This window comes from Bacillus cereus group sp. BfR-BA-01522, from assembly GCF_022662635.1.
Lineage (GTDB): Bacteria > Bacillota > Bacilli > Bacillales > Bacillaceae_G > Bacillus_A > Bacillus_A cytotoxicus.
On record NZ_JAKUDY010000020.1, the window covers coordinates 15632 to 38554 of the forward strand.

The window sequence follows — 22923 nt, forward strand, 5'->3', positions numbered from 1 at the left end:
CTTTATTTCAGTACAAAGAAAACACTTCCCTTAAAAAGAGAAGTGTTTTTCCTTTGTTACTGATTTGTACTAGAAGATTGTGATTTTTTTGCAGCTGATTGTGCGTTTTGCTTTTTCACTGCTTGTACATCCGTTTCAGTTGCAAACTCTGTACCATAGCTTGCATTTGCACTTTGAGTACCAGAAGCTTGTGCCTTTTTCGCCTCTGATTGTGCGTTTTGCTTTTTCACTGCTTGCACATCTGTTTCAGTTGCAAACTCTGTACCATAACTAGCATTTGTGCTTTGAATGCTAGCGCCAGAAGTTGCTTTGTTATACCCTTGTTGTTTTTTGTTCATCTTTCTCACCTCCACAACTAATAATGTCCCCAATCATATAAAAGATATCCCCCTATTTATTTTTTCACGAGTGTATATATCTATTAACGATCATTCAAACTACCTATGATGGAGGTGTAAGTATGTACGTTGGACGTGATATGGCGGAACTAACAATGATTTCAAAAAAAGAATGGAAAGAAGAAGAATTAGCTTATTTTCACCATTCTTTACAACAAATCATGCCGTATTTAAATGTAGAAGGCCAAACAATATATAAAGAAATTATAAAAGAGATTGAAGCTCGCGGTGGTTTTCATAAAAGCGAGGCCGATGGGACTCATGGTACTCGTGTTTCTTATGACTAAAAAACGTGTTCCCTAACTTGGGAACACGTTCTACCTCCATCCTTTCTTACCAGTTGTAAAAGACCAAATTGGAGAAGTTACTCGTCCACCATATCGGTCTTCGACTTTGATATACCAATGATATGTTGTATTTTCCTCTAAGTCTTTCAGTGTCACTTTTGCATTACGCCAATTTGCCACAAAATTATCTTTGCCAATCACTTCATCTGTGTAGACGTTTGCTTCTACATAATCTGTTGCAACTTATTTAATCGCAGGTTTTAAATCCATATCTAATGTAAATTCATCTTTCCCCGGATATTCTTCGGGTTTGTAGAAATTATATTCATTTAAATATGGAGAATATGTTTTTACATACATTTTATTTGCAGTTGTATCAAACTGTAAAAGGCGCATATATCCTTGGCCACCTTCTGGTCCATCTTGATAATCTGCTAACATTTGATATACTTTACGATCTGCAATTCCATCCCCATCATCATCCATTTCATCAATTAATGTCTCGCTATCATGATAATGTCCACATACTACTGCTAACACATTTTTATTTGGCTTTACAACTTCATTAAAAATTTTCTCTCCAATGGGGCTACGATTACCGGATACAAATAAAAACTTGCTGTTCCTCTTCTTCAGCCAAAGAAACTTACAGCGGTGCAGTTAACGTTTGAATGAAAAAGGCCGCCACAATTGCCGAACAAATTGTTTTTTTAACATCGTCGATCTCCCTTTCCTTTGCACTACAAATTCTATTTTATTTGTCATTTGTTAAGACAATATGAAATATTTGTAATTTATTGTTATGTTTATGTTGAAAAAACTCCAACCATCAAGGTTGGAGTCTTTCCACGCATTCTTCATAAATGGTGCGATGTGCTTTTGAAAAAGGTAACTGTTCAAAGGCTTCTTTCGTTACAACCTTCAAAGTATCTGTTTCTACAATTTCTCCTGTTACTTTTCCATAAAATACAAATATATCCCATGTCCGATGTGTAAAGGTATGCTGCACATTCATCGCATATTCATTAACTGATACAGAAAGATTGAATTGTTCTTTCACATAATCAATAAGTTGTTGTTTTTGATTCCGAATCCCTGCACGAATTTCAACATTTGGAAATTCCCACATATTTGCAAGTAATCCTTCGCTTGGACGTTTATGAATCACATAGCGACCATCTTCTGTTTGAAGTACACCAGCAACAAGCGGTACCATTTTAGGAGCTTTCGCTTTACTTTTAACCGGTAAATCTTTTTGAACACCTTCAGCGTATCCACGGCAATGCTCTCGTACAGGACAAAGTAAACAAGCTGGGTTTTTCGGGATACAAATTAATGCTCCTAGCTCCATTAGCCCTTGATTAAAGTATGATGGGTTTTCTATCGAAATAATTTCACGTACAATATCTTCGAATATTTTTCTTGTTTTCGGCTTTGCAATATCTTCCCAAACGGATAAAATGCGAGATAATACACGCATAACGTTTCCATCAACTGCCGGTTCAGGTATTCCATATGCAATACTTAAAATAGCACCTTTTGTATACGGGCCAATCCCTTTTAATTTTTCAATTTTTTTCACATCACTTGGAACTTCCCCGCCGTATACTTCTTTAACTTCCTTTACAGCCGCGTGTAAATTTCTTGCTCGTGAGTAATACCCAAGGCCTTCCCACGCTTTTAACACTTCTTCATCTTCAGCATCTGCTAATGCTTCTAGCGTCGGGAACTTTCCCATGAATTTTGCGTAATATGGTTTTACAGCTTCCACTCGTGTTTGTTGTAACATAATTTCAGACACCCAAACACGATATGGATCTTTATTTTTGCGCCATGGTAAGTCCCTTTGCTCTTTTTCAAACCAATCAATTAAATCTTCTTGAAATTGCTTTATATTAAAATCATCTAATATTTCAAGTGTCAAACCGTGTCCCCCTTATTTTTTGCATATACGTACTATTATAAAGATTTTAGGAAAAAATTTAAGTAAGATAATGCAGGAAATAGAAGGCAAATGACTTGAGGTGTTGAATAAAAAGAGTTACATTAATAAAAAATGGAGGTGTGTGTTTATGGACACAGCCACTCATCTTGTTATGGGGGTCACATTAGGTGGTTTAGCAACTTTAGATCCAACTATAGCTCAAAGTGATTTTGGACCTCAAGCCGTGATGTTTGCAACAATTGCAGGTTCCAATATCCCTGATATAGATACTGTTTTAAAGCTACGTAATAATGCAAAATATATACGAAATCATCGCGGAATTACCCATTCCATTCCTGCCGTTATTCTTTGGTCATTTCTTATAAGTGGAATTTCCTTCGCCTTCTTTGCAGAAGTTCCCTATCTTCACCTGTTACTTTGGTCATTTATTGCTGTCTTTCTTCATGTATTTGTTGATATTTTTAACGCTTATGGTACCCAAGCATTACGCCCTTTCACCAAAAAATGGATCGCGCTTGGTGTCATTAATACATTTGATGCCATTATTTTCTTTATCCATATCTTAGCGATTGCCTGTATGCTTGTTGGTGCTCATAAAGGTTATACTGCTTTAGCTGCGTATTTATTAATGGCCGTCTATTATATAGGTCGAATTATCATGCGACAAAATGTGAAAAACGTTGTGTACAAACGTTTTAAAAATGTGGAAAAAGTGATTATCTCTCCTTCTTATCGTTTTTATCATTATCATTTAGCTGTTGTCACAACAGAGCATTACTATGTTGCTCGTTGGCACCGCGGCAATATTATGGTATATGATAAATTTGATCGAGTTCCATTTCCAGAAAATGATATTATGCATGCTGCGAAACAAGATGAGAATATTGCTGCTTTTTTATCTTTCTCTCCTGTCTATCGCTGGGATATTTTTGACTACAATAACTACTATGAAGTACGCTTTATTGATTTACGTTACAGAAGCAAAGATTACTATCCGTTTGTTGCAATCGTTCAATTAGATCACAATTTAAATATTATTCGTTCCTATACAGGGTGGATTTTCAGCGAGGAAAAACTTCGTAAAAAATTAGAATTACTTCCACATTAAAAGAAGTGACCAAGAGCGGTCGCTTCTTTTAATGCTTTATATGCTCTTCTTGATTAATGAAATGACTATATTTAGGATTATTTGTACGTATTTCATGAAGTCTTCCACCATGATTCTCAATCCATGCTCTCACCACTTGCTCCGTCATTTTTGCTCCTTGATAGCGACCAGATTTTGCATATGTTGCTTGAAAATCTTCCCATAATAGCTCAACCCATGCACGAGCTTGCGCATAAGATAAAAAATTATTTTTCGCTAGTAGTTCTTTTGTTAATGTTTCATAAATATCATTCATATTACATTCTCCTTTTATTTCTTTCCTCAATTTCTAGAGGATATTTTCTTCTACTTTGCACATTCTATTAATGATACTTCTTAACAAGTATCAAATGATAATGAGGGGGCGTTCTTCTTGGGTAGACAAGCCGAATTTTGGTCTGAGTCAAAAAACAACAGCAAAATAGATGGTCAACCGAAAGCAAAAGCACGTTTTGCTTCCAAAAGACCTAACGGCACAATTAACACGCACCCACAGGAACGTATGCGTGCTGCAAATCAGCAGGAAGAGGAATAGTGTACATGACATCCATTTAACTTCCTACACGAGGTGATAAAGATGAGCTACCGCGATCACTTAGATAGTCGTTCTGAATTATTTAACCATACGTGGACACGTCCAAAACATGCAAAAGCGCAAGTGAATGGACAAACGCAACAAACCCAGTCTCTCATTATATTGGCGAATGAATGTAAAAAACGTCAATTTTAAAATCTCCTATCTCCTTTAACGCCTACCAAAGATGAAAACCAGAGAGATTTTTTTCCTCTCTGGTTTTTATCTTACTATTGATAGACTGCATCCCACCATAAAAACAGTATGTTTTTTCTTCGAGACGTTTAAGTCTACACATTTTGATATCGTATATGCTTCACTCGCTCCTTTCATCATGCGGCTTCTGATTTGGCTGGTTCATTCTGTCTAATCAAATTAGCTTTTAACATTATGCGAAAAAAGCAGTTTCATTCTTGATACCTTTATTTCTTCTTCAGTAATGAAATAGGAATACCCATTTCTTCACTGTCATTTTGTTTATGCCCCCAAGCAAATACCCCATTGAAATACGTAATTGTAAAGAATACACCTGGTTCTTCTACTAATTCATACGTTTCGCCAATTTGAAACTTGCTCATATCTGTCATATAAGCACGAGCCATTGCTATTTTTCTCATTAACACGTCGAATTCATTTACAATACCAAGTTGCTCCGCCTTTACAGCCCGCTCTTTTAACATTCCAATTTCTTCTCTTAGTTCATGTGTTGTCATTTCACTGTATCTCTTAGGCATATTCATTCTATTCCCTCATCCCTCTTCACATTTCATTTGTAAAAATCCCTCTATTTCATCAATCGAAAATCCTTTTCGATATAATGCTTGCTTCATCTTATTTTCAAACGTCCAACCATCATATTTCTTATACTTCTCATAATATTTGTTCCCATGATAGTATAACGCTTCTTGTTGTTTGGAATCATCTTTTTCTTCTTTCAATTCTTCTAAACAAATTTGAATCACATCACGCGAAAATCCTTTACGAATGAGCATATCCTCTAACTTTTGTTTCATTTGTAAAAAGGAATGCTTTTGATAAGATCTTTTCTTTTTTTCTATCAACATAAATGCATTATCAACTTGCTTCTCTTTTGGGTATTCTTGTAAACTGTGGGTAATAATAACTTCTTGAACACCTTTTCTTAAAAGTTCTTTTCTTATAACAGACGGCCCCTTTTGGTTTACATTACTTTGCGTTCGCACATACAAAACAGCGTACTCTTTATCATTAATATAGCGATCATGTAATAATTTTGAAATCACTTCAGAGATGATGGCTTGTCCCACTTCTTTTTTTCGTAAATATTCTTCTACTTCCTGTTTCGTTCTCATTTGATAAGATAAATAAGAAATAGCTTGCAAATATGCTTTTTGCACTTCCTCATTGTATAAAATATTAGCAATTTCTACTTCATCAATTTCTAAACCTTTTTGCAACCCATGCTTAATTAAAACAGCTTGATTTACACTAAATCCGTATTCCTCGCCTTGTCCCTTATCAATATAAATATTAAATCTTTCTTTTGTTCTCTTTTGTACTTCTATTTTCGTAATGACAGCCATATTTTTCACCTCGCTACTATTTTAACATAGTTATGTCGCAATTTTATTCTTGATGAACATATATAAGAAAGGATTCCTTTTAAAATCATACTTCCTGAAAGTACTGGTTTTATTGGAATACAACTAGCACCCTTTTAAAATTCCAAAGACATACCGCTTATGTTCTCATGCTTAAAAAATAAAGAACCTTCATTCTGACATTCAATCCTATCGCATACAATATAGTACTTCTAACATAGTAAAGATAATGGAAATGAGGTCCCTATGAAAATACTATTCAAGCAAGCCATTGTATACCCAATTACATCTCCAAAGTTGCAAGGGGATGTATTAGTCGTAGAAGACAAAATCGGCGAAGTGAAACCATATATTGAGGCAACCGAAGATATGACCGTCATCGATGCAAGAGCACTTCACCTTTTACCCGGATTTATCGACGTTCATACTCATCTTGGATTATATGACGAAGGAACTGGTTGGGCTGGAAATGATGCCAATGAAACCTCCGAAGTATCAACTCCACATATCCGTTCTTTAGATGGCATACATCCCTTTGATATCGCATTTCACGATGCTGTAAAGGGCGGCATTACAACCGTTCATGTCATGCCTGGGAGTCAAAATATTATTGGTGGCACTACATGCGTGATTAAAACGGCTGGCACTTGCATTGATCATATGGTTATACAAGAGCCAGCAGGATTAAAAATTGCTTTTGGGGAAAATCCAAAGCGTATTCATAGTAATGGTACAAAAGAATCCATTACCCGCATGGGTATTATGGGATTGCTGCGCGAATCTTTCTATGAAGCACAACATTATGACAATGATGCTGATTTTCGGATGCTCCCTATTTTAAAAGCATTGCGCCGGGAAATCCCCGTACGCATTCATGCACATCGCGCGGATGATATTCGTTCTGCTCTTCGTTTTGCGAATGAATTTCACCTCGACTTGCGCATCGAACATTGCACAGAAGGACATTTCATTGCTAATGAACTTGGACAACATCATTTAAAAGTTTCTGTCGGCCCAACACTTACACGTCGTTCAAAAATTGAACTCAAAAATAAATCTTGGGACACATATCACATTCTCGCTCAAAAAGGAGTGGAGGTTTCCATCACAACTGATCACCCTTATACCCCCATTCAATATTTGAATATTTGCGCAGCCCTTGCTGTTAGAGAAGGATTAGATGAGAAAACAGCCTTAGAAGGCATCACGATTTTACCAGCACGAAACTTACGTTTAGAAAATAAAATTGGGAGCATTGAGTCTGGAAAAGATGCCGATCTTGTTTTATGGACACACCATCCATTTCATTATTTAGCTAAACCTGTTCTGACTATGATTGATGGGAAAATTATTTACAAAAAAAATAAAAAAAACTAGTTTCTTTTTTTGGCTAGATACAGTATGATACGAATATAAATTGAATGAAACCATAATCAATTTGTGTCGTGATTGTTTTTCAAATTGATGAATGGGGAAGGCAAATGGTGCGCCACCAGCATTATAGACTGGTTCTAGTGGGTTCGATTCCCACCCCGAAATTTTTTAAAGTTTGATATAAAAATTTCGAGGGTGGGATGTTTTTTTCGTCATGCTACCCTCGCGTGAGGAGGAATTAGTATGTTAAAAAAACGCGACTTACACGACAGCCACGTTCTATATGAATTAATGGTGGATCCAGCTGTCTTCCCTTTTGTGCGTCAAAAGGCTTCTTCATATGAAGAATTTCTATTTTTAACAAAGCAAACAATTGAAGCGGAAGAGCGTGGGGAATTAATTTCACGAACGATTTTAGATGAATGGGGAAATCCTATCGGTACAATTACTCTATTTGATATTCAAGAAAAAGCTGGATTTCTTGGTACTTGGCTCGGAAAGCCATATCATGGTAAAGGATATAACAAACTTGCTAAAGATGCATTTTTCAGCGAGCTCTTCTATGAACTGGATATTGAAACAATTTTTATGCGCATTCGCAAAGAAAATATTCGCTCTATTAAGGCAGCTGAAAAACTAGAATATGTGAGCTTAGCAAATGAAACAAGAAAAGCTGTTTATGATCAAATTAATACACAAGAGGAAGTATATAATTTATATGAAATCTCGAAAGATCAATATACATTATCTACAATGCGTGATGCTACATTCCAAGATGCACATCATTTAAAAGAAGCATAGATTCATACTCATTTATGATGTATATCACCTCTTATCATTGGAAACGATAGATAATAACTTTATGATACGAGGTGAATGATAATGGATAAGAAAAAGCGTGAAAAAGCAAGAAATACATTATCTAGTACACAAGAGGTTCTTTATCAAAGAGAATTTAAAAGAGCTGATCGTGTAGCCGGTTATCGTCCAAAAGGCGTTTAATAATAAGAAAAGTTTCCTGATTTAACAGGAAGCTTTTTTTGTGGAAAACTTTATCCACAGAATGAATAGAATTGTGAATAAAGCGAAACTTTAATCAATGGGGTTTTCTTCATCTTCCACTAATTATGAGCCCTCACCAATCAGGATGTTACGCGAGCAGTAAGACTCCCCCCTATCTTTCTTGCTTCTCTCTAAATCTTGAGGTGGGAGTTTTACTGCCCTAAAATAGCAGAATCAATTAAGCGGTGATGGAAGCAAATATAGAAATTACTCACACAGAAACCATTTAATTTGTGGATATTTTTTCTGAAAATTGTGGATCATGTGGATATCATTGTTAATATTCTGATTAAACTTGATATTGAAATCGCATTCTTTTTGTGGATAACATAATTAAGAACCCCTCTTTCAAATAGAAAAGAGGGGTTCTTATTACGTGAAAGACTGGGCTAGAGCTGGTGATTTCATTGGCACATGATTCGTCTGTGCATGATTCTCTTCTAAAATTACATCTACAATATGAGCAGCTGGTTCTGGACGATAAATGCTTCCCATTGCTTCTTTCATTTGTAAAAGCTTCCTATCATCCTCTAATAAAGCTTTTGTTTTCTCAAAAATCTCAGCATCTTCACGTATTACAACTGCAGCTCCCTTGCTCTCAAAGTAAATTGCATTTTCGTTTTCTTGCCCCGGTACAGGTTTGTATAAAATGACAGGTACTTGTAAAGCAGCCGCTTCACTTAATGTAATGCCTCCCGGCTTTGTAATCATACAAGAAGTAACACGGAATAATTCGTCAATATTCTCTATATAGCCAAATACTTTTAATGCTTCAGAATTTTGTTCCTGTAGCTTCAATAATTCTTGCTTTAGAGCATCATTTTTCCCACAAACAACAGCTACTTGTAGATTAGGAACAGACATAAATGACGCGCACAAATCTTTCACGTTCCCTAATACACCATGAGCTCCTGCTACAATAAGTAAAATCTTTTTCTCACGAGATAACTGATATTTATTATATATAAGTTCTGAATTCATGGTTAACTCGAAATTTTTACGAATCGGAATCCCAGTTTCTACAATGCGCTCTGCGGGTACACCGATTTCAATCATTACTTGTTTTACATGATCTGTTGCAACAAAATAACGATCTACTTCACGATGAATCCATATTTTATGCAAACAGAAGTCTGTTAATACATTATAAACAGGAATTGAAAAACCCGTTTGTTTTTTCAGCTCTGGCACAGCAATAATCGGAAACGTATTAATGACTATATCTGGTTTCTCTGTATGCAAAAGTGCTTTCAGACGCTTTCTCCCAAAATTGGCATACCACGATGCAATTTTTTTATCGTAAATTTTCTCTACACCATAATAAAACAAACGATATAACTCTTTACCTATCGTATAGCTTTTTAAATATAGATATTTTGTAATATCCGTTATAACTGGATGTGACTCTCCAAATAAATCACAAACAATCACATCTTCGATTCCTTTTTGACGAAATGCTTGTTCTAATGTTTTTGCTACTTGCACATGACCATTGCCATAATGTGCTGTTAATATTAAAACCTTGGGGTTTTTTATCAAACAAATCCACTCCTAGCTTTTTCGCTTCTCCGTATTGCATATACGACAATAGGAAAAACATTTTCCTAAAAAATTACATATTTGGACCCTAACACTTTCATGTTAGCTATGTACCTGTCGTGGATATGCAAGGCATATAAGATTGACCCCTTAATCCTATTTATGCTCATATCTTTACATTATACTTTCCTATAAGAGCTTTCGCAATAATTTGAAGGTGTTCTACATTCCATAATACGCGCCTTAATACATCTTAATTCTTTTTACTATTTAGATTTCCCTTTACAATTATGTAAATTTCTCTTCTAATCCCTTTACAAAAATATGGATATTCTACTTTCAGTATACTCCTTTATCTATATATACTCTAGCGTTTATTAGAGGAAAAAGAAAAGTCTAATCCAAACTATGGATTAGACCGCTTTTAAAATTTCTTTTGCATGTAAAACACTTTGTTCTGTTGGAGGTTCAACACCTTGAAGGGGATACTTATGTCCAAGTGTTTCCCACTTATATACACCAAGTTTGTGATATGGTAGCACTTCAATCTTTTGTACATTAGACAAACTTTGAATAAACTGAGATAATCTTTGTAAATCTTTCTCGCTATCTGTAACGCCAGGAACTAATACATGTCTTACCCAAATGGATTTCTTTTTATCTGATAAATAACGAGCAAATTGTAAAATATGTTCATTTGGTTTTCCTGTTAATTTTCGATGCTTTTTGGAATCAATATGTTTTAAGTCCAGTAAAACCAAATCTGTGTAATCCATTAAGAGATCTAATTTTCTTTGGAATTCTGGTTCTTCTGAGTAACACCCTCCCGAAGAATCGATTGTTGTATGAATTCCAACTTCCTTACATTTTTTGAATAATTCAATTAGGAAATCTAATTGTAATAATGGTTCTCCACCACTAACTGTAATACCGCCTTCTGAAGCCTCAATAAAGGGAAGGTAACATGTAACATCCTGCATAATTTCATCAACTGTTATTTCTTTTCCTTTACCAATCTCCCATGTATCAGCATTATGACAATATTGGCAACGTAATAAACACCCTTGTGTAAATATGACATAACGAATTCCTGGGCCATCAACAGTACCACAAGACTCTACAGAATGAATTCTTCCTTTTACCATGTTACTTCCTCCTTTATTGAAACAATTTCCCCCGTGCTCTTATTAAGAGATAGGGGGAAATTTTTCTTTACATGCTTTCATGCATTGTACGATTAATTACATCAATTTGTTGTTCACGAGTTAATTTAATAAAGTTAACAGCATAACCAGATACACGAATTGTTAATTGTGGATATTTTTCAGGATGTTCCATTGCATCCAATAATGTTTCACGATTAAATACGTTAATATTTAAGTGATGTCCTTCTTTTACTGCATATCCATCTAACATAGATACTAAGTTACTAACTTGTACCTCTTCTTCTTTACCAAGCGCTTTCGGAATGATGGAGAATGTATTAGAAATACCATCTTGCGCATCTTCGTATGGTAATTTCGCAACAGATAATAGCGATGCTAGTGCACCTTTTGTATCACGTCCATGCATTGGATTTGCCCCTGGTGCGAATGGTTCTCCAGCACGGCGTCCATCTGGAGTATTACCAGTTTTCTTACCATATACCACATTAGATGTAATTGTTAAGATTGACATTGTATGAACAGAATTACGGTATGTTTTATGTTTACGAAGTTTGTTCATAAATGTTTTCACAAGATTTACTGCAATTTCATCAACGCGGTCATCATTGTTACCATATTTCGGGAAGTCACCTTCAATTTCAAAGTCAACCGCGATACCATTTTCATCGCGAATTGGTTTTACTTTTGCATATTTAATTGCACTTAAAGAGTCAGCTACGACAGATAGACCAGCGATTCCTGTTGCCATTGTGCGAAGAACTTCTGTATCATGAAGTGCCATTTCGATACGTTCATAGCTATATTTGTCGTGCATGTAATGAATTACATTTAATGTATTTAAGTAAAGACCCGCTAACCATTCCATTGTCATATCAAATTTATGCATAACTTCATCATAATCTAGTACGTCGGAAGTAATTGGTGCAAATTCTGGCCCTACTTGCACTTTTGATTTTTCGTCTTTCCCACCATTAATAGCGTATAATAAAGCCTTCGCTAAGTTTGCACGAGCTCCGAAGAATTGCATTTGTTTACCAATTTTCATTGCGGATACACAGCAAGCAATACCATAGTCATCGCCATATTCTGGACGCATAATGTCGTCATTTTCATATTGGATTGCAGATGTTTTAATAGACATTTTTGCACAGTAGTTTTTAAATTTCTGTGGTAATTGCTTAGACCAAAGAACTGTTAAGTTTGGCTCTGGCGCAGGTCCTAAATTGTCCAATGTATGCAAGAAACGGAATGAGTTTTTTGTTACTAATGGACGACCGTCAAGTGCAATACCACCGATAGATTCAGTTACCCAAGTTGGATCACCAGAGAATAATTCATTATAATCAGGAGTTCTTGCAAATTTTACAAGACGTAACTTCATAATGAAATGGTCAACAATCTCTTGGGCTTCCTCTTCAGTTAAAGTGCCATTTTCTAAATCTCTTTCAACATAAATATCTAAGAATGTTGAAGTACGTCCAAGACTCATTGCAGCCCCGTTTTGTTCTTTAATTGCTGCAAGATAAGCAAAGTATAACCATTGGAATGCTTCTCGTGCATTTGTCGCTGGTTTTGAAATATCAAAACCGTGAGAAGCTGCCATTTCTTTTAATTCTTGAAGTGCACGAATTTGTTCAGATACTTCTTCACGTAAACGGATAACCTCTTCACTCATTACACTTCCTGTTAGGTTTAAATCCTCTTCTTTCGCTTCAATTAAACGATCTACCCCATATAGTGCTACACGGCGATAATCACCAATAATACGTCCGCGTCCATATGCGTCTGGAAGACCAGTAATAACACCTGATTTACGAGCTGCTCTCATTTCTGGAGTGTAAGCATCAAATACACCTTGGTTATGAGTTTTGCGCCAATCTCTAAAGATACGACTTAATTCCTCATCCACTTTAAATCCATATGCTTCACAAGATTGCTCTGCCATACGAATACCACCAAATGGTTGTAAAGAACGTTTAAATGGCTGATCTGTTTGAACACCTACTACTTTTTCAAGCTCCTTATTTAAATACCCTGGACCATGTGATGTAATAGAAGAAACAATTTTTGTGTCCATATCAAGAACGCCACCATTTTCACGTTCTTGTTTAGTTAGATCCATTACTTGATCCCAAAGTTTTTTTGTTGCTTCTGTTGCTCCTGCTAAGAAGGATTCGTCCCCGTTGTAAACGTTTACATTATTTAGAATGAAATCGCGAACATCAATCTCAACTTTCCATTTTTCACCTTTAAATTTTTCCCATGCATTTTTTACAGTTTCTAATACTTGAGTCATCCTAATCTCCTCCATTTTTGATTAGTACAGGACTAAGATTTTTTATATAACAGCTTACACATTTAGAATACTACTTTTTTTAAAAAACGAACGAGATAGTTGTGACACATTTGTGAAACGTTGAGCAAACAAATATATAGATAGTGTTAATATTAGTTTAATACTCTTTAAAATTGGCTCTTTCCTTAATTATATTTTTTAGTATCCTTATAAACGAATGCTATTTTGCAGTATAAAAAGTCATCCCCCCTTATAAACTGTAATACCCTTATCTCTTATTCTGTTATATTATTTTTATGACAGAATAGACGAAGTGTACCAAATCGGTACACTTCTTGTTTATAATTTTAAACTTTAGGTCTGATGACAAACAGATATCATCACGAATCATCTTTTAATCATTCTCTATTTCACGAAACCACTGAATCGTCTCTTTTAATCCTTGCTCCCATGAAACATTAGGATGGAATTGGCACATTTCTTTTAGCTTTGTAACATCAGGCTTTCGATTCGGAATTTCTTCAAACCCATGTGGATACACCTTTTCAAATGGCACATGAACAATTTTGGAAGATGAATGCGTCAATTGATGAATATCTTGCGCTACTTCTTGAATGCTTTTTTCGTCTTCAGATCCTATATTAATAATTTCTCCATTTACTTTTTCATCCATTGCGGCAATTGTCGCTTCTACCGCATCACTTACATACGTAAAACAACGCGTTTGCTTTCCATCTCCATATACAAGAAGATCATCACCTTGAAGTGCTGCACGAATAAATCGCGGAATCACCCCAGCATATGGACCATCTTTTGCTCTAGGGCCATAAATATTAAAATAACGGACAATTGTTACTGGTAATCCTTGTAGCGCATATCCTAAACACAATGTCTCTTCTAATGTTTTACAAATTGCATAACTCCAACGAATTTTAGATGTTGCCCCATATAACCGATCATCATCTTCCGAAAAGGGTGGCGTTCCTTTTCCATACACTTCAGAAGTGGAGGCAAAAATCACTTTCTTCTTCCCCTTTAATGCTGCTTGTAAAATATTTCTTGTTCCATCAAAATTCGTTTCAATTAATTCAATGCTTTTTTCCATTGTAGTCTTTACACCTAAAATAGCAGCTAAATGAAAGACAACATCATGCTGATTTACCAATTCATGCATTGAATTTTTATCAAGAATACTAATTGGAATAATCGGAATATTTCCTGTTAACTCTTCATGATATTTACTTTTTCCTTTATAAAAATTATCAACAATCGTAACTGGATGACCTCGTTTCACGAGTTCTTCCGCTAAATGTGATCCAATAAATCCTGCTCCACCTGTAATCAAACAACGTTTCTTCATGCACTCACCTTCTTTAGTACACCTCGTGTATCTATTACATGCTTCATTCCTTTACATATATTCCAATCTATATTGGAATGATCTGTTACAATTAGTATGCAATCTGCTTTTTCTAATGTTTTCTTCTTAAGTGGGATAGAATCATATATTTTATCTCCAATTTTCGCAGATGAAATATATGGATCGTGATATTGTACTTTATATCCCTCGTTTACTAACAGCTCGATAATTGGTAATGCTGGAGATTCTCGTAAATCATTTACATCTTTCTTATACGCAATACCAATCAGAAAGACAGTTCCTGGGGGAGCACTTAATTCTTTCACCTGCGTTACAATTTGTTGCGGCATCTTTTCATTAATCATATGAGCTACTTCGATTAATTGACTTGATTGCCCTAGCTGTCTTGCTTTCCACTGAAAATATAAAGGATCAACTGGAATACAATGTCCTCCTATTCCTGGTCCCGGCCAATATGGTGTAAAACCAAATGGTTTTGTCGCCGCAGCTTCAAGAGCCTCCCGAAAATCAATCCCCAACTTTTCACAAAGTATATTTAACTCATTTACTAAGGAAATATTAACTAAACGCTGAATATTTTCAAATAACTTACACATCTCTGCTACTTTTGGGGAACTAACTGGAACGACTGTGTCAAATATCGTGCTATACAATTTTTGGACTTGTTGCTTACATCTTTCTGTTTGACCACTAATGACTTTTGGAATGGTTTGTACTGTATATTGCTGATTCGCTGGATCAATTCGCTCTGGTGAGTATCCAATATAATAATCTTTTCCAACTTCTTTACCTGATTGAGCAATAATCGGAATGATGACCTCTTCCAATGTACCCGGATATGTGGAACTTTCAAAAATGAAGGTTTGTCCTGCTTGAAGGTTTTGTTTTATATAATGAGAGGCTGCAATAAGAGCACTTAAATCAGGTTCTTTTTGTTTATTAATTGGCGTTGGTACCGTAACAATCACATACTCACTATTTTGAAATTCTTCTATCCCTGTATGAGGCGTATAAACTACCAACTGTTTGTTTTGAACCAAATCTTTTAAAACATTCGAGGAAACATCTGGTATATAGCTATCTCCTTTTTCAATTCGTTCTATTTTTCGTTTATCTTTATCTAATCCGACTACGTTATATCCTCTTTCCGCAAAATGTATCGCTAAAGGAAGACCAACATAGCCCAATCCAATGACAGTTATCTTCCTACTATCATTCATTTTTTCTTCTCCTTTCTCTTTTTCCATATTTACCTCGCCATTTATGAAATGAGCGTCGCGAAGTTTTTAAAAATATTATTTAAAAAATAATTTAATGGTCTATTCAAACTGTTTACTAGTTTTCTTCAGTGTTTATTCAATAGACGCATCCTTAACTTTTTTCATTTATATAAAATAATATGGATAATACATCTGTACATCTTAATGTATACAAGTATTACTGATTTTGTGATAGGTAAGTCATACATTTCCGAAAAAATTAGTAGTTTCGTACATAAAGTGCAGCTTTAATCAGCGAAAACTTTCTTCATTCCCGACTGATGAGCTCTCACCAATCGGACTGCCCTAAAATAGAAGGATAAACTCATTACATAGAAAAAAGCAGGTGATGTCTCATCTGCTTTTTTTATTACTTTCATGATGCTTCTGAATCCCCATATCCATATAATCCTTCTGAATATACAAAGAAATACCTCTCTAAACAAACAGAGACTATCTCAAAGATAGTCTCTTACACTTCAATATGCTGCAGCATTGTATACATATCATTATTTACTTTGCCAAATGATTTAATATTATTTTGAATGTTTGATAATAAAACAACATGTATATTTCCGCTTTTGCTAAAGCCATTTAAGCAATTCCAGCCAGGCATAACACCGTGATTCGAATAACTGCCTGGATTCACATACCATCCAAATCCATAATTTTTTCTCACAGGTGTGAACATTTCATTATAACTCTCTTCTGAAATGAGTTTTCCAGAAAATAGTCCTTCATTAAATAAATATAAATCATACGCACTTGTATATATATCACCGCATCCATATAATTGTGACATACTTGGAATAGCAGGTGTTGTCATATTATTATTTACAATCTTATATCCGGTGGAAGGATATCTTGTTTGCTCTAACGCTCTTCCAAATCCTGAGTTTTTCATTCCAATTACATCGAAAATATGTTGCTTAATATATTCTTCTAACGGTTGTCCACTCACTTTTTCAACAATATAAGCAAGGATAGAATAATTAGAGTCAGAATACTCCCATTTCCCCCCCGGATTTGCTAAACGTTTTTGTTCTCCAATTCTTTTCAACAATTCCTCGTGAGAAATATCTTCGCTACCTGCCTCATATTCTGGAATTCCTGACGTATGCGTCAATAGATGTGATAGCTTCAGTCCCTCACCGTGTGGAAAACCAGGAATATATTTCGTGACTATATCTTCTGTTTGCAGTTTGTTTTGATCCTTTAACTGCATAATCGCCGTTGCTACAAATGCTTTTGAAATTGAACCAATATAAAATGTCGTTTCTGAATTATTTGGTATTTTTTTCTCTTGATTCGCTAGGCCATATCCTTTATTCAAAAGTACTTTGCCATTCTTTACAACGACTGCCGTTCCACTAAACCCTTTACTTTGCAAATACTGATCTAACTCAGCATTTTCGTTAATATCTTGCGGAGGCCCTTCAACAGGCTGTTCTGCCGCTTTCACTGTTTGTTCTGGTTGCTTTGGTTGTTGCTCCGTTTTCTTCGATGCTTCTTCTTTCTTGTTCACCTTCGTTGCAACTTTTAACATATTCTCTTTTTTACTATGTGACATTATTTTTGTATATCCAAAATATACAATTAAAAATACTAGACTGAGAATCACGATTCCTCTTATGTACACCATTGGTCTCCGAACTTTCGGATTCACACTATCCTTTTCCTGTTCCATAACTGCTGTTTTCCCCTCATTTTATTCATTTTTTGAAAAAATTAGTCCCATTTTTTCAAAAGGAATGGAAAATCCATTTCATACCATACTTACTGTATCATGCACTACGCTGATTACCAACTGATATGTACAAAAAAGAAAAAGAAATTTTTCAAAAGTAAGATTCACATATAAGAAAGAGGATATCCTCTAAAAGATGAATTTTATCCATCTTTTCGGATATCCTCTTTTCTCTTCAATTTATACGTGTTTTTTCATATCTTCAGCAACTGATTCAACGTTTGTTCCAACGATAACTTGCACACTTGTGTTACTTAATTTCATAACACCTCTCGCACCAGCACGTTTTAACGCTGATTCATTTACTAAGTTTGCATCTTTTACTTGTAGACGGAGACGAGTCGCACAGTTATCAATCACTGTTAAGTTGTCTTTTCCGCCGAGTGCAGTTACATATGCTTCTCCAATCGAACCTGCAACTGGCGCTTCATCATCTGTTGCTAATTCCTCATCATCTTCACGCCCTGGAGTTTTCAAGTTAAATTTCTTAATTAAGAAGTAGAATACAACAAAGTAAATAGCTGCATAAATTAAGCCAATTCCTGCTAATAATAATGGTTTTGTTGCAATACCAAAGTTTAAGAAATAATCAATGGCACCAGCACTAAATGAAAAACCATCATGAATGCCAAGTGATGTTGTTACAAATAGTGAAATACCTGTTAATACAGCATGGATACCATATAATACTGGAGATAAGAACATGAACGAGAATTCAATTGGTTCTGTAATACCAGTTAAAAATGAAGTTAGTGCAAGACCCGCTAACATTCCTGTAACCATTTTACGTTTTTCTGGTTTCGCAGCTGCAATCATTGCGAAACATGCTGCTGGTAAACCAAACATCATAACTGGGAAGAAACCAGTCATAAACATACCTGCTGATGGATCTTTCGCAAAGAAACGAGCAATATCACCATGAACAATATCGCCTGCTGCATTTGTAAAGTCACCAAGCACAAACCAGAAGTATGTGTTCATTACATGGTGCAAGCCAATTGGAATCAATAAACGGTTCAATAAACCGAATAAACCAGATCCAATTGCACCTAAGTTGACAATACCATGAGCTACTGCATCAATGCCACTTTGAATTGTTGGCCAAATTTGACCAAATACTAATCCTAAAAGAAGCATAACGACGGATGTAATAATTGGAACAAAGCGTTTTCCTGCAAAGAAACCTAACCATTCTGGCAATTTGATCTTATGGAATTTGTTATATAATAACCCAGCAACAATCCCGGCAATAATCCCACCAAGGATCGCCATATTTATTTTAGGTGTTAACGCTGCTGCTTTTGAAACTTTTGTCATTGTATCCGCTAACTTACTTGGATCAACTGACCCCAATAAGTCTTGAACACTTTTTAATTTATCATTTAGTTCTGCTGTCGAATAACTAACACTTAAAGTATTAGTTGTATTCTTCATAACTAGATAACCAATCGCACCTGCAAGACCTGCAGCACCACTACCATCAACTGACAAACCGATTGCAACGCCAATTGCAAAAATAAGTGCTAAGTTATCAAAAATAGCTGCACCGGCTTGTGCCATAACAGGTATATCAAATACATCTGGTTGCCCTAAACGAAGCAATAATCCTGCTGCTGGCAATACTGCAATTGGAAGCATTAATGCTTTACCAATACGTTGTAAAAACTGTAACATTATGATTCCCCCTATCCAATTTCTGAAATCGTTACCATTATATACATATTTAAGAAAACGCTTTATCTTTTGAAACCATCATAACATACAGTTGTATAGATGTGTAGCTTTATTTTGAAAATTTTATGGACATATTATATCTTCCAAATGATTCTATAAAAAGCAAGTTAAACCACCTAACTTTTACAAATATCCCTATTCTTAGCTTATTTCTTTACTTTAAAGCTGCACAATCCATAAATAGCAAGAGAAAAGATAACTGATTGTATGAAAGTTTTATTTTATCATTCCACCTTTTCATGGTATTATTTATTTCCCACCACACACGGGAATAGTAAACTTAGTTCATTCAAAATAGGAGCGTTGGTATTATGCAGTGTGTTGAAACAAACAACTTAAAACAGTTGTTAGAACAAGTCAAACCATATACAAAAAAAGGGAAACTTGCTACTTATATCCCCGAATTAGGAAATGCAAATCCAGACGATTTAGGAATTGCAATTTACCATAAAGAAACCGAGTATGTTCATGCTGGGAGCTCCCAAATGCTTTTTACCCTTCAAAGTATTTCAAAAGTAATTACACTTGCTCTTGCCCTGTTAGACCGCGGTGAAGAATATGTATTTTCTAAAGTTGGAATGGAGCCAACGGGGGATCCATTCAATTCCATTATTAAATTAGAAACAACAAGCCCTTCTAAACCCCTTAATCCAATGATTAATGCAGGTGCACTAGCAATCACAAGTATGCTGAAAGGAGCGAATAACGAAGAAAAAATAGAACGAATTCTCAATTTCGTACGTGAAATCACGGATAATCCTACTATTCATTATTCTGCAAAAGTTGCTACTTCCGAGCTAGAAACGGCTTATTTAAATCGTTCGCTCTGTTACTACATGAAGCAAAATGGTATTATCGATAACGATATTGAAGAACTAATGGATTTATATACACGCCAATGTGCAATTGAAGTGAATTGTATTGATTTAGCACGCATCGGTTTAATTTTTGCAATGGATGGCTATGATCCCTATAAACAAAAACAAATTATCCCAAAACATATTACGAAAATTTGTAAAACATTTATGGTAACTTGCGGTATGTATAATGAATCTGGAGAGTTTGCCATCCGTGTTGGAATCCCCGCAAAAAGCGGTGTTGCTGGTGGCATTTTCGGCTGTGTCAAAGGAGAAATGGGCATTGGCATTTTCGGGCCAGCATTAGATGAAAACGGAAATAGCATCGCTGGATTTAAAATATTAGAACTGCTATCAGCTCAAGAAGGCTGGAGTATTTTTTAATGACAATGTTCAAAAGAGGTACCTTATTTCTAGTAAAATAAGGTAACCTCTTTTTATTATGCATATTTCACTCACTTCTGAATAATATAGTACAACCTAGTGCTATACTTGGTGGAGGTGTAAAAATGAAATTGATATTCCAAATGGCTAAGCAGCCTGTTTTGGAAAAAACAATCCTTCTCTTTATACTTAGTATTGTAGAAAGCTTAAAGCTAAAAGTTGTTTCCCTAGATGAAGCACATCGATACATATTTAATTTAGACGTCCTCGAGTTATTAATGGATCGTAATATTGATGATCAAGTATTAGAACTCATTCATTTCGGAATGAGCCTTGAGGACATTCTTCATGTCCTTCCAGAAGAGCTTGAACAAAGTGTTGAAGAGTTGAAATGGCGCTGTATTCAAGTTCTTAGTGAATACGAAATGTATGAAGAATCCCAACAATTAATCGAAGATATCCGCTAAAAAAGCACCTATATAGGTGCTTTAATGTTTCTTTAAACTATTTTTATACGTTTCAATATTAACAGGTAATTCTTCCTCTTCTAACGTATGCTCATTTACATCCTTATGAATGAATGCTCCTTTAGGCGGCTGATGATCATGCCCTTTTTTCTTATGGTCAAATGCTTTGCCACGTCCCATATCCATCCCCCTTTCTAGTTATGAAATCAATATTAGTATGAAGAAAAAGGTGTCGATATATGCAGTACTTTGGTGTATTCCCACGGAAATACTCGAATTTTATTTTTCTGTATCCTGTTTACATTAATTGATCAATTCCGATTAAAATCAATAAAATCCCAGCAATGATTGTCGCCCATTTTCCTAAGTATTCTGCAAAAAATCTTTTTCCGATATAAGAAAAAGCGCTAATACAAATAAAACTAAATGCTCCTGAAATAATAGCCGTCCACCAAAGATTTAAATTAGTTACTCCCGCATCAAATCCTCCGGCAATATTATTAATTGACAATGCAACACCTAACACAAGTGCTTCAGAAAAACAAATCGTTTTTGAGCCATCAAAATCAGCATTCTCTGGATTACGTAATATGCCTATCATACTCCTCTCTTTCTCTAATCCTTCTGCTGATTTATTTAATAAGGGCTGGCATAAAACAAAGATTCCAATGCTTCCAAGAACAAGCGCTCCAATTAAATTTGCCATAAAATCTGAAATAAATAATGAAATCCAATTTCCAAATAAACCAGCTAACAAAGTAAAAAGAAATCCGAAAAAAGCGATAATGAAGTTGTTAAACCAAGAAATACGAATATTACGAATCCCGTATGCAATTCCTACACCCGCATTATCTAAATTAGAAGCAATCCCTATTAATAAAATAGAAAATAATCCTGCCGAACTCATCAACATTCACTCCTTCATTGCTATTTTCCATGCATATTATGCAAATATTGAGCAATTGTGCCTGTCAGGTTCATATACTGATAATAAAAACTCAACATTTGTTCAACACTTTCGAAACAAGAAGGAGTGCTAAACTATGTCTACGGAAAATCCGAATGATAAGCTTGGCGCATTACTAAGAAAATTATTAAAAGAACGTAATCTATCTATGCGTCAATTAGGAACACTCACAAATATTGATCCATCAACGATTTCACGAATTATAAGTGGTAAACAACAAGCAAAGCAAAAACACTTACAAAAGTTCGCTGAATGTTTAAAAGTCCCACCACAACTGTTATATGGTGCCCTGCATTCAGCTTCTTCCCCTATCAAAAAAGAAAAAATCGATATGTATAACTCCATTGATACGATTCAAGATACCCTACAGTCATCGAACCTTTTTGATTATGATTACACAACAATACGCGTCAAACAAGAATTGGAAAACTATGAACGGTATGCGCAAACGACAGAAGGACAAATGCGTATTCATGAAAGCTTCTCAACAAAATTAAAGCAAATTGATAGCACAGGTCCCTTTATTGAGCAACTAACAGAAATGTATCAACAATTTTGCAAAGATACGATTTCTGAAACAGAACGTGCTGTAATCGGAAGCGCTTTATTGTATTTTGTTTTATCAACAGACATTATCCCAGATTATATATTTCCTATTGGTTATTTAGATGATGCAATCGCAGTTGAATTAGTCAAAGAAAAGCTAGCTCATTTGCGGAAAGAGCTGTAGAGAATATAATGGAACCTGTGCCAAACTAT

General features: G+C 35.1%; 26 protein-coding genes. 10 read left to right on the forward strand and 16 right to left on the reverse strand.

Annotated elements, in window-relative coordinates; genetic code table 11:
• Nucleotides 1-56 precede the first annotated feature (56 nt).
• Nucleotides 57-353 (reverse strand): gamma-type small acid-soluble spore protein, encoded by a 297-nt coding sequence (locus MR059_RS19615; RefSeq protein ID WP_081428424.1) that lies wholly within the window; start codon nt 351-353, stop codon nt 57-59.
• Nucleotides 354-460: 107 nt separating this feature from the next.
• Between MR059_RS19615 and MR059_RS19620 the strand changes: the two genes are divergently transcribed.
• A complete protein-coding gene (locus tag MR059_RS19620) occupies nt 461-685 on the forward strand; it encodes a hypothetical protein (RefSeq protein ID WP_011983557.1) in 225 nt (74 codons plus the stop codon).
• 30 nt (nt 686-715) lie between these two features.
• On the opposite strand, the gene MR059_RS22370 is transcribed toward MR059_RS19620, so the two are convergent.
• The 3 genes from MR059_RS22370 to mutY all read right to left on the reverse strand — a co-directional run bounded on the left by MR059_RS22370 (nt 716) and on the right by mutY (nt 2609).
• On the reverse strand, nt 716-865 hold the full coding sequence (locus MR059_RS22370) for a hypothetical protein (protein ID WP_237701316.1): 150 nt from the start codon (nt 863-865) through the stop codon (nt 716-718).
• 63 nt (nt 866-928) lie between these two features.
• Nucleotides 929-1225, reverse strand: coding sequence for a metallophosphoesterase family protein (locus MR059_RS22375; RefSeq protein WP_011983555.1), 297 nt, complete (start codon nt 1223-1225; stop codon nt 929-931).
• A gap of 289 nt (nt 1226-1514) precedes the next feature.
• Nucleotides 1515-2609 carry an A/G-specific adenine glycosylase gene (gene mutY / locus MR059_RS19635; protein WP_087094432.1) on the reverse strand — a complete coding sequence of 365 codons (1095 nt, stop codon included), beginning with the start codon at nt 2607-2609 and terminating at the stop codon, nt 1515-1517.
• 148 nt (nt 2610-2757) lie between these two features.
• Here mutY and MR059_RS19640 point away from each other — a divergent pair, with 148 nt between their 5' ends.
• Complete coding sequence (locus MR059_RS19640; RefSeq protein WP_011983553.1) at nt 2758-3738, forward strand: metal-dependent hydrolase; 981 nt, start codon at nt 2758-2760, stop codon at nt 3736-3738.
• Nucleotides 3739-3766: 28 nt separating this feature from the next.
• On the opposite strand, the gene MR059_RS19645 is transcribed toward MR059_RS19640, so the two are convergent.
• Nucleotides 3767-4033: a YfhJ family protein gene (locus MR059_RS19645; RefSeq protein ID WP_011983552.1), complete on the reverse strand. Its 267-nt coding sequence runs from the start codon at nt 4031-4033 to the stop codon at nt 3767-3769.
• A gap of 117 nt (nt 4034-4150) precedes the next feature.
• Between MR059_RS19645 and MR059_RS19650 the strand changes: the two genes are divergently transcribed.
• Together MR059_RS19650 and MR059_RS19655 are read left to right on the forward strand one after the other, a co-directional pair.
• Entirely contained in the window at nt 4151-4312 is a 162-nt protein-coding gene (locus MR059_RS19650) for a small, acid-soluble spore protein K (protein ID WP_011983551.1), read from the forward strand.
• 42 nt (nt 4313-4354) lie between these two features.
• The gene (locus MR059_RS19655) at nt 4355-4507 is read left to right on the forward strand and encodes a YpzG family protein (RefSeq protein ID WP_002174744.1); all 153 of its coding nucleotides are present in this window, start codon (nt 4355-4357) and stop codon (nt 4505-4507) included.
• 266 nt (nt 4508-4773) lie between these two features.
• Here MR059_RS19655 and MR059_RS19660 read toward each other — a convergent pair whose 3' ends face one another.
• Both MR059_RS19660 and recX read right to left on the reverse strand, forming a co-directional pair.
• Nucleotides 4774-5091, reverse strand: a complete 318-nt coding sequence (locus MR059_RS19660) for a YfhH family protein (RefSeq protein WP_048724232.1) — start codon at nt 5089-5091, stop codon at nt 4774-4776.
• 9 nt (nt 5092-5100) lie between these two features.
• The gene (gene recX, locus MR059_RS19665) at nt 5101-5913 is read right to left on the reverse strand and encodes a recombination regulator RecX (RefSeq protein WP_011983549.1); all 813 of its coding nucleotides are present in this window, start codon (nt 5911-5913) and stop codon (nt 5101-5103) included.
• A gap of 264 nt (nt 5914-6177) precedes the next feature.
• Here recX and MR059_RS19670 point away from each other — a divergent pair, with 264 nt between their 5' ends.
• The 3 genes from MR059_RS19670 (at nt 6178) to MR059_RS19680 (ending at nt 8307) form a co-directional block, all read left to right on the forward strand.
• Nucleotides 6178-7308: an amidohydrolase gene (locus MR059_RS19670; RefSeq protein ID WP_048724234.1), complete on the forward strand. Its 1131-nt coding sequence runs from the start codon at nt 6178-6180 to the stop codon at nt 7306-7308.
• A 240-nt stretch (nt 7309-7548) separates the two neighbouring features.
• A complete protein-coding gene (locus tag MR059_RS19675; protein ID WP_048724236.1) occupies nt 7549-8106 on the forward strand; it encodes a GNAT family N-acetyltransferase in 558 nt (185 codons plus the stop codon).
• Between the two features lie 81 nt (nt 8107-8187).
• Complete coding sequence (locus tag MR059_RS19680; RefSeq protein ID WP_011983546.1) at nt 8188-8307, forward strand: YfhE family protein; 120 nt, start codon at nt 8188-8190, stop codon at nt 8305-8307.
• A gap of 432 nt (nt 8308-8739) precedes the next feature.
• Here MR059_RS19680 and MR059_RS19685 read toward each other — a convergent pair whose 3' ends face one another.
• The 7 genes from MR059_RS19685 to nagE form a co-directional block, all read right to left on the reverse strand.
• Nucleotides 8740-9906 carry a diglucosyl diacylglycerol synthase gene (locus tag MR059_RS19685; RefSeq protein ID WP_048724237.1) on the reverse strand — a complete coding sequence of 389 codons (1167 nt, stop codon included), beginning with the start codon at nt 9904-9906 and terminating at the stop codon, nt 8740-8742.
• A 413-nt stretch (nt 9907-10319) separates the two neighbouring features.
• Nucleotides 10320-11051, reverse strand: a complete 732-nt coding sequence (gene pflA / locus MR059_RS19690; protein ID WP_011983544.1) for a pyruvate formate-lyase-activating protein — start codon at nt 11049-11051, stop codon at nt 10320-10322.
• Between the two features lie 67 nt (nt 11052-11118).
• On the reverse strand, nt 11119-13368 hold the full coding sequence (pflB, locus tag MR059_RS19695) for a formate C-acetyltransferase (protein WP_011983543.1): 2250 nt from the start codon (nt 13366-13368) through the stop codon (nt 11119-11121).
• A gap of 394 nt (nt 13369-13762) precedes the next feature.
• Complete coding sequence (locus tag MR059_RS19700; RefSeq protein ID WP_011983542.1) at nt 13763-14728, reverse strand: NAD-dependent epimerase/dehydratase family protein; 966 nt, start codon at nt 14726-14728, stop codon at nt 13763-13765.
• Entirely contained in the window at nt 14725-15969 is a 1245-nt protein-coding gene (locus MR059_RS19705) for a nucleotide sugar dehydrogenase (RefSeq protein ID WP_041810209.1), read from the reverse strand. Before MR059_RS19705 ends, MR059_RS19700 begins: the two co-directional genes overlap by 4 nt.
• Nucleotides 15970-16480: 511 nt before the next feature.
• A complete protein-coding gene (locus tag MR059_RS19710) occupies nt 16481-17695 on the reverse strand; it encodes a serine hydrolase domain-containing protein (protein ID WP_048724242.1) in 1215 nt (404 codons plus the stop codon).
• Between the two features lie 240 nt (nt 17696-17935).
• The gene (gene nagE / locus MR059_RS19715; RefSeq protein ID WP_048724245.1) at nt 17936-19429 is read right to left on the reverse strand and encodes an N-acetylglucosamine-specific PTS transporter subunit IIBC; all 1494 of its coding nucleotides are present in this window, start codon (nt 19427-19429) and stop codon (nt 17936-17938) included.
• Between the two features lie 371 nt (nt 19430-19800).
• On the opposite strand from nagE, the gene glsA reads away from it, so the two are divergent.
• Complete coding sequence (gene glsA / locus MR059_RS19720; RefSeq protein ID WP_011983538.1) at nt 19801-20730, forward strand: glutaminase A; 930 nt, start codon at nt 19801-19803, stop codon at nt 20728-20730.
• A 125-nt stretch (nt 20731-20855) separates the two neighbouring features.
• Nucleotides 20856-21197, forward strand: coding sequence for a DUF3969 family protein (locus MR059_RS19725; RefSeq protein ID WP_011983537.1), 342 nt, complete (start codon nt 20856-20858; stop codon nt 21195-21197).
• A 21-nt stretch (nt 21198-21218) separates the two neighbouring features.
• Here MR059_RS19725 and MR059_RS19730 read toward each other — a convergent pair whose 3' ends face one another.
• Together MR059_RS19730 and MR059_RS19735 are read right to left on the reverse strand one after the other, a co-directional pair.
• Complete coding sequence (locus MR059_RS19730; RefSeq protein WP_000532411.1) at nt 21219-21377, reverse strand: hypothetical protein; 159 nt, start codon at nt 21375-21377, stop codon at nt 21219-21221.
• Nucleotides 21378-21495: 118 nt separating this feature from the next.
• Nucleotides 21496-22104, reverse strand: a complete 609-nt coding sequence (locus MR059_RS19735; protein WP_011983536.1) for a manganese efflux pump — start codon at nt 22102-22104, stop codon at nt 21496-21498.
• A gap of 136 nt (nt 22105-22240) precedes the next feature.
• Here MR059_RS19735 and MR059_RS19740 point away from each other — a divergent pair, with 136 nt between their 5' ends.
• Nucleotides 22241-22894, forward strand: coding sequence for a helix-turn-helix domain-containing protein (locus MR059_RS19740; protein WP_048724249.1), 654 nt, complete (start codon nt 22241-22243; stop codon nt 22892-22894).
• The last annotated feature ends 29 nt before the right edge of the window (nt 22895-22923 follow it).

Excerpts from the sequence above, each read along its gene's own strand:
- nagE (WP_048724245.1), bottom strand. The coding sequence starts at position 19,429 with ATGTTACAGTTTTTACAACGTATTGGTAAAGCATTAATGCTTCCAATT.
- MR059_RS19730 (WP_000532411.1), bottom strand. The coding sequence starts at position 21,377 with ATGGGACGTGGCAAAGCATTTGACCATAAGAAAAAAGGGCATGATCAT.
- MR059_RS19705 (WP_041810209.1), bottom strand. The coding sequence starts at position 15,969 with ATGAATGATAGTAGGAAGATAACTGTCATTGGATTGGGCTATGTTGGT.
- recX (WP_011983549.1), bottom strand. The coding sequence starts at position 5,913 with ATGGCTGTCATTACGAAAATAGAAGTACAAAAGAGAACAAAAGAAAGA.
- MR059_RS19735 (WP_011983536.1), bottom strand. The coding sequence starts at position 22,104 with ATGAGTTCGGCAGGATTATTTTCTATTTTATTAATAGGGATTGCTTCT.
- pflA (WP_011983544.1), bottom strand. The coding sequence starts at position 11,051 with ATGGTAAAAGGAAGAATTCATTCTGTAGAGTCTTGTGGTACTGTTGAT.
- MR059_RS19740 (WP_048724249.1), top strand. The coding sequence starts at position 22,241 with ATGTCTACGGAAAATCCGAATGATAAGCTTGGCGCATTACTAAGAAAA.
- glsA (WP_011983538.1), top strand. The coding sequence starts at position 19,801 with ATGCAGTGTGTTGAAACAAACAACTTAAAACAGTTGTTAGAACAAGTC.
- MR059_RS19655 (WP_002174744.1), top strand. The coding sequence starts at position 4,355 with ATGAGCTACCGCGATCACTTAGATAGTCGTTCTGAATTATTTAACCAT.
- pflB (WP_011983543.1), bottom strand. The coding sequence starts at position 13,368 with ATGACTCAAGTATTAGAAACTGTAAAAAATGCATGGGAAAAATTTAAA.
- MR059_RS19640 (WP_011983553.1), top strand. The coding sequence starts at position 2,758 with ATGGACACAGCCACTCATCTTGTTATGGGGGTCACATTAGGTGGTTTA.
- MR059_RS19710 (WP_048724242.1), bottom strand. The coding sequence starts at position 17,695 with ATGGAACAGGAAAAGGATAGTGTGAATCCGAAAGTTCGGAGACCAATG.
- MR059_RS19660 (WP_048724232.1), bottom strand. The coding sequence starts at position 5,091 with ATGAATATGCCTAAGAGATACAGTGAAATGACAACACATGAACTAAGA.
- MR059_RS19680 (WP_011983546.1), top strand. The coding sequence starts at position 8,188 with ATGGATAAGAAAAAGCGTGAAAAAGCAAGAAATACATTATCTAGTACA.
- MR059_RS19645 (WP_011983552.1), bottom strand. The coding sequence starts at position 4,033 with ATGAATGATATTTATGAAACATTAACAAAAGAACTACTAGCGAAAAAT.
- MR059_RS19620 (WP_011983557.1), top strand. The coding sequence starts at position 461 with ATGTACGTTGGACGTGATATGGCGGAACTAACAATGATTTCAAAAAAA.
- MR059_RS19725 (WP_011983537.1), top strand. The coding sequence starts at position 20,856 with ATGAAATTGATATTCCAAATGGCTAAGCAGCCTGTTTTGGAAAAAACA.
- MR059_RS19700 (WP_011983542.1), bottom strand. The coding sequence starts at position 14,728 with ATGAAGAAACGTTGTTTGATTACAGGTGGAGCAGGATTTATTGGATCA.
- MR059_RS19675 (WP_048724236.1), top strand. The coding sequence starts at position 7,549 with ATGTTAAAAAAACGCGACTTACACGACAGCCACGTTCTATATGAATTA.
- MR059_RS19670 (WP_048724234.1), top strand. The coding sequence starts at position 6,178 with ATGAAAATACTATTCAAGCAAGCCATTGTATACCCAATTACATCTCCA.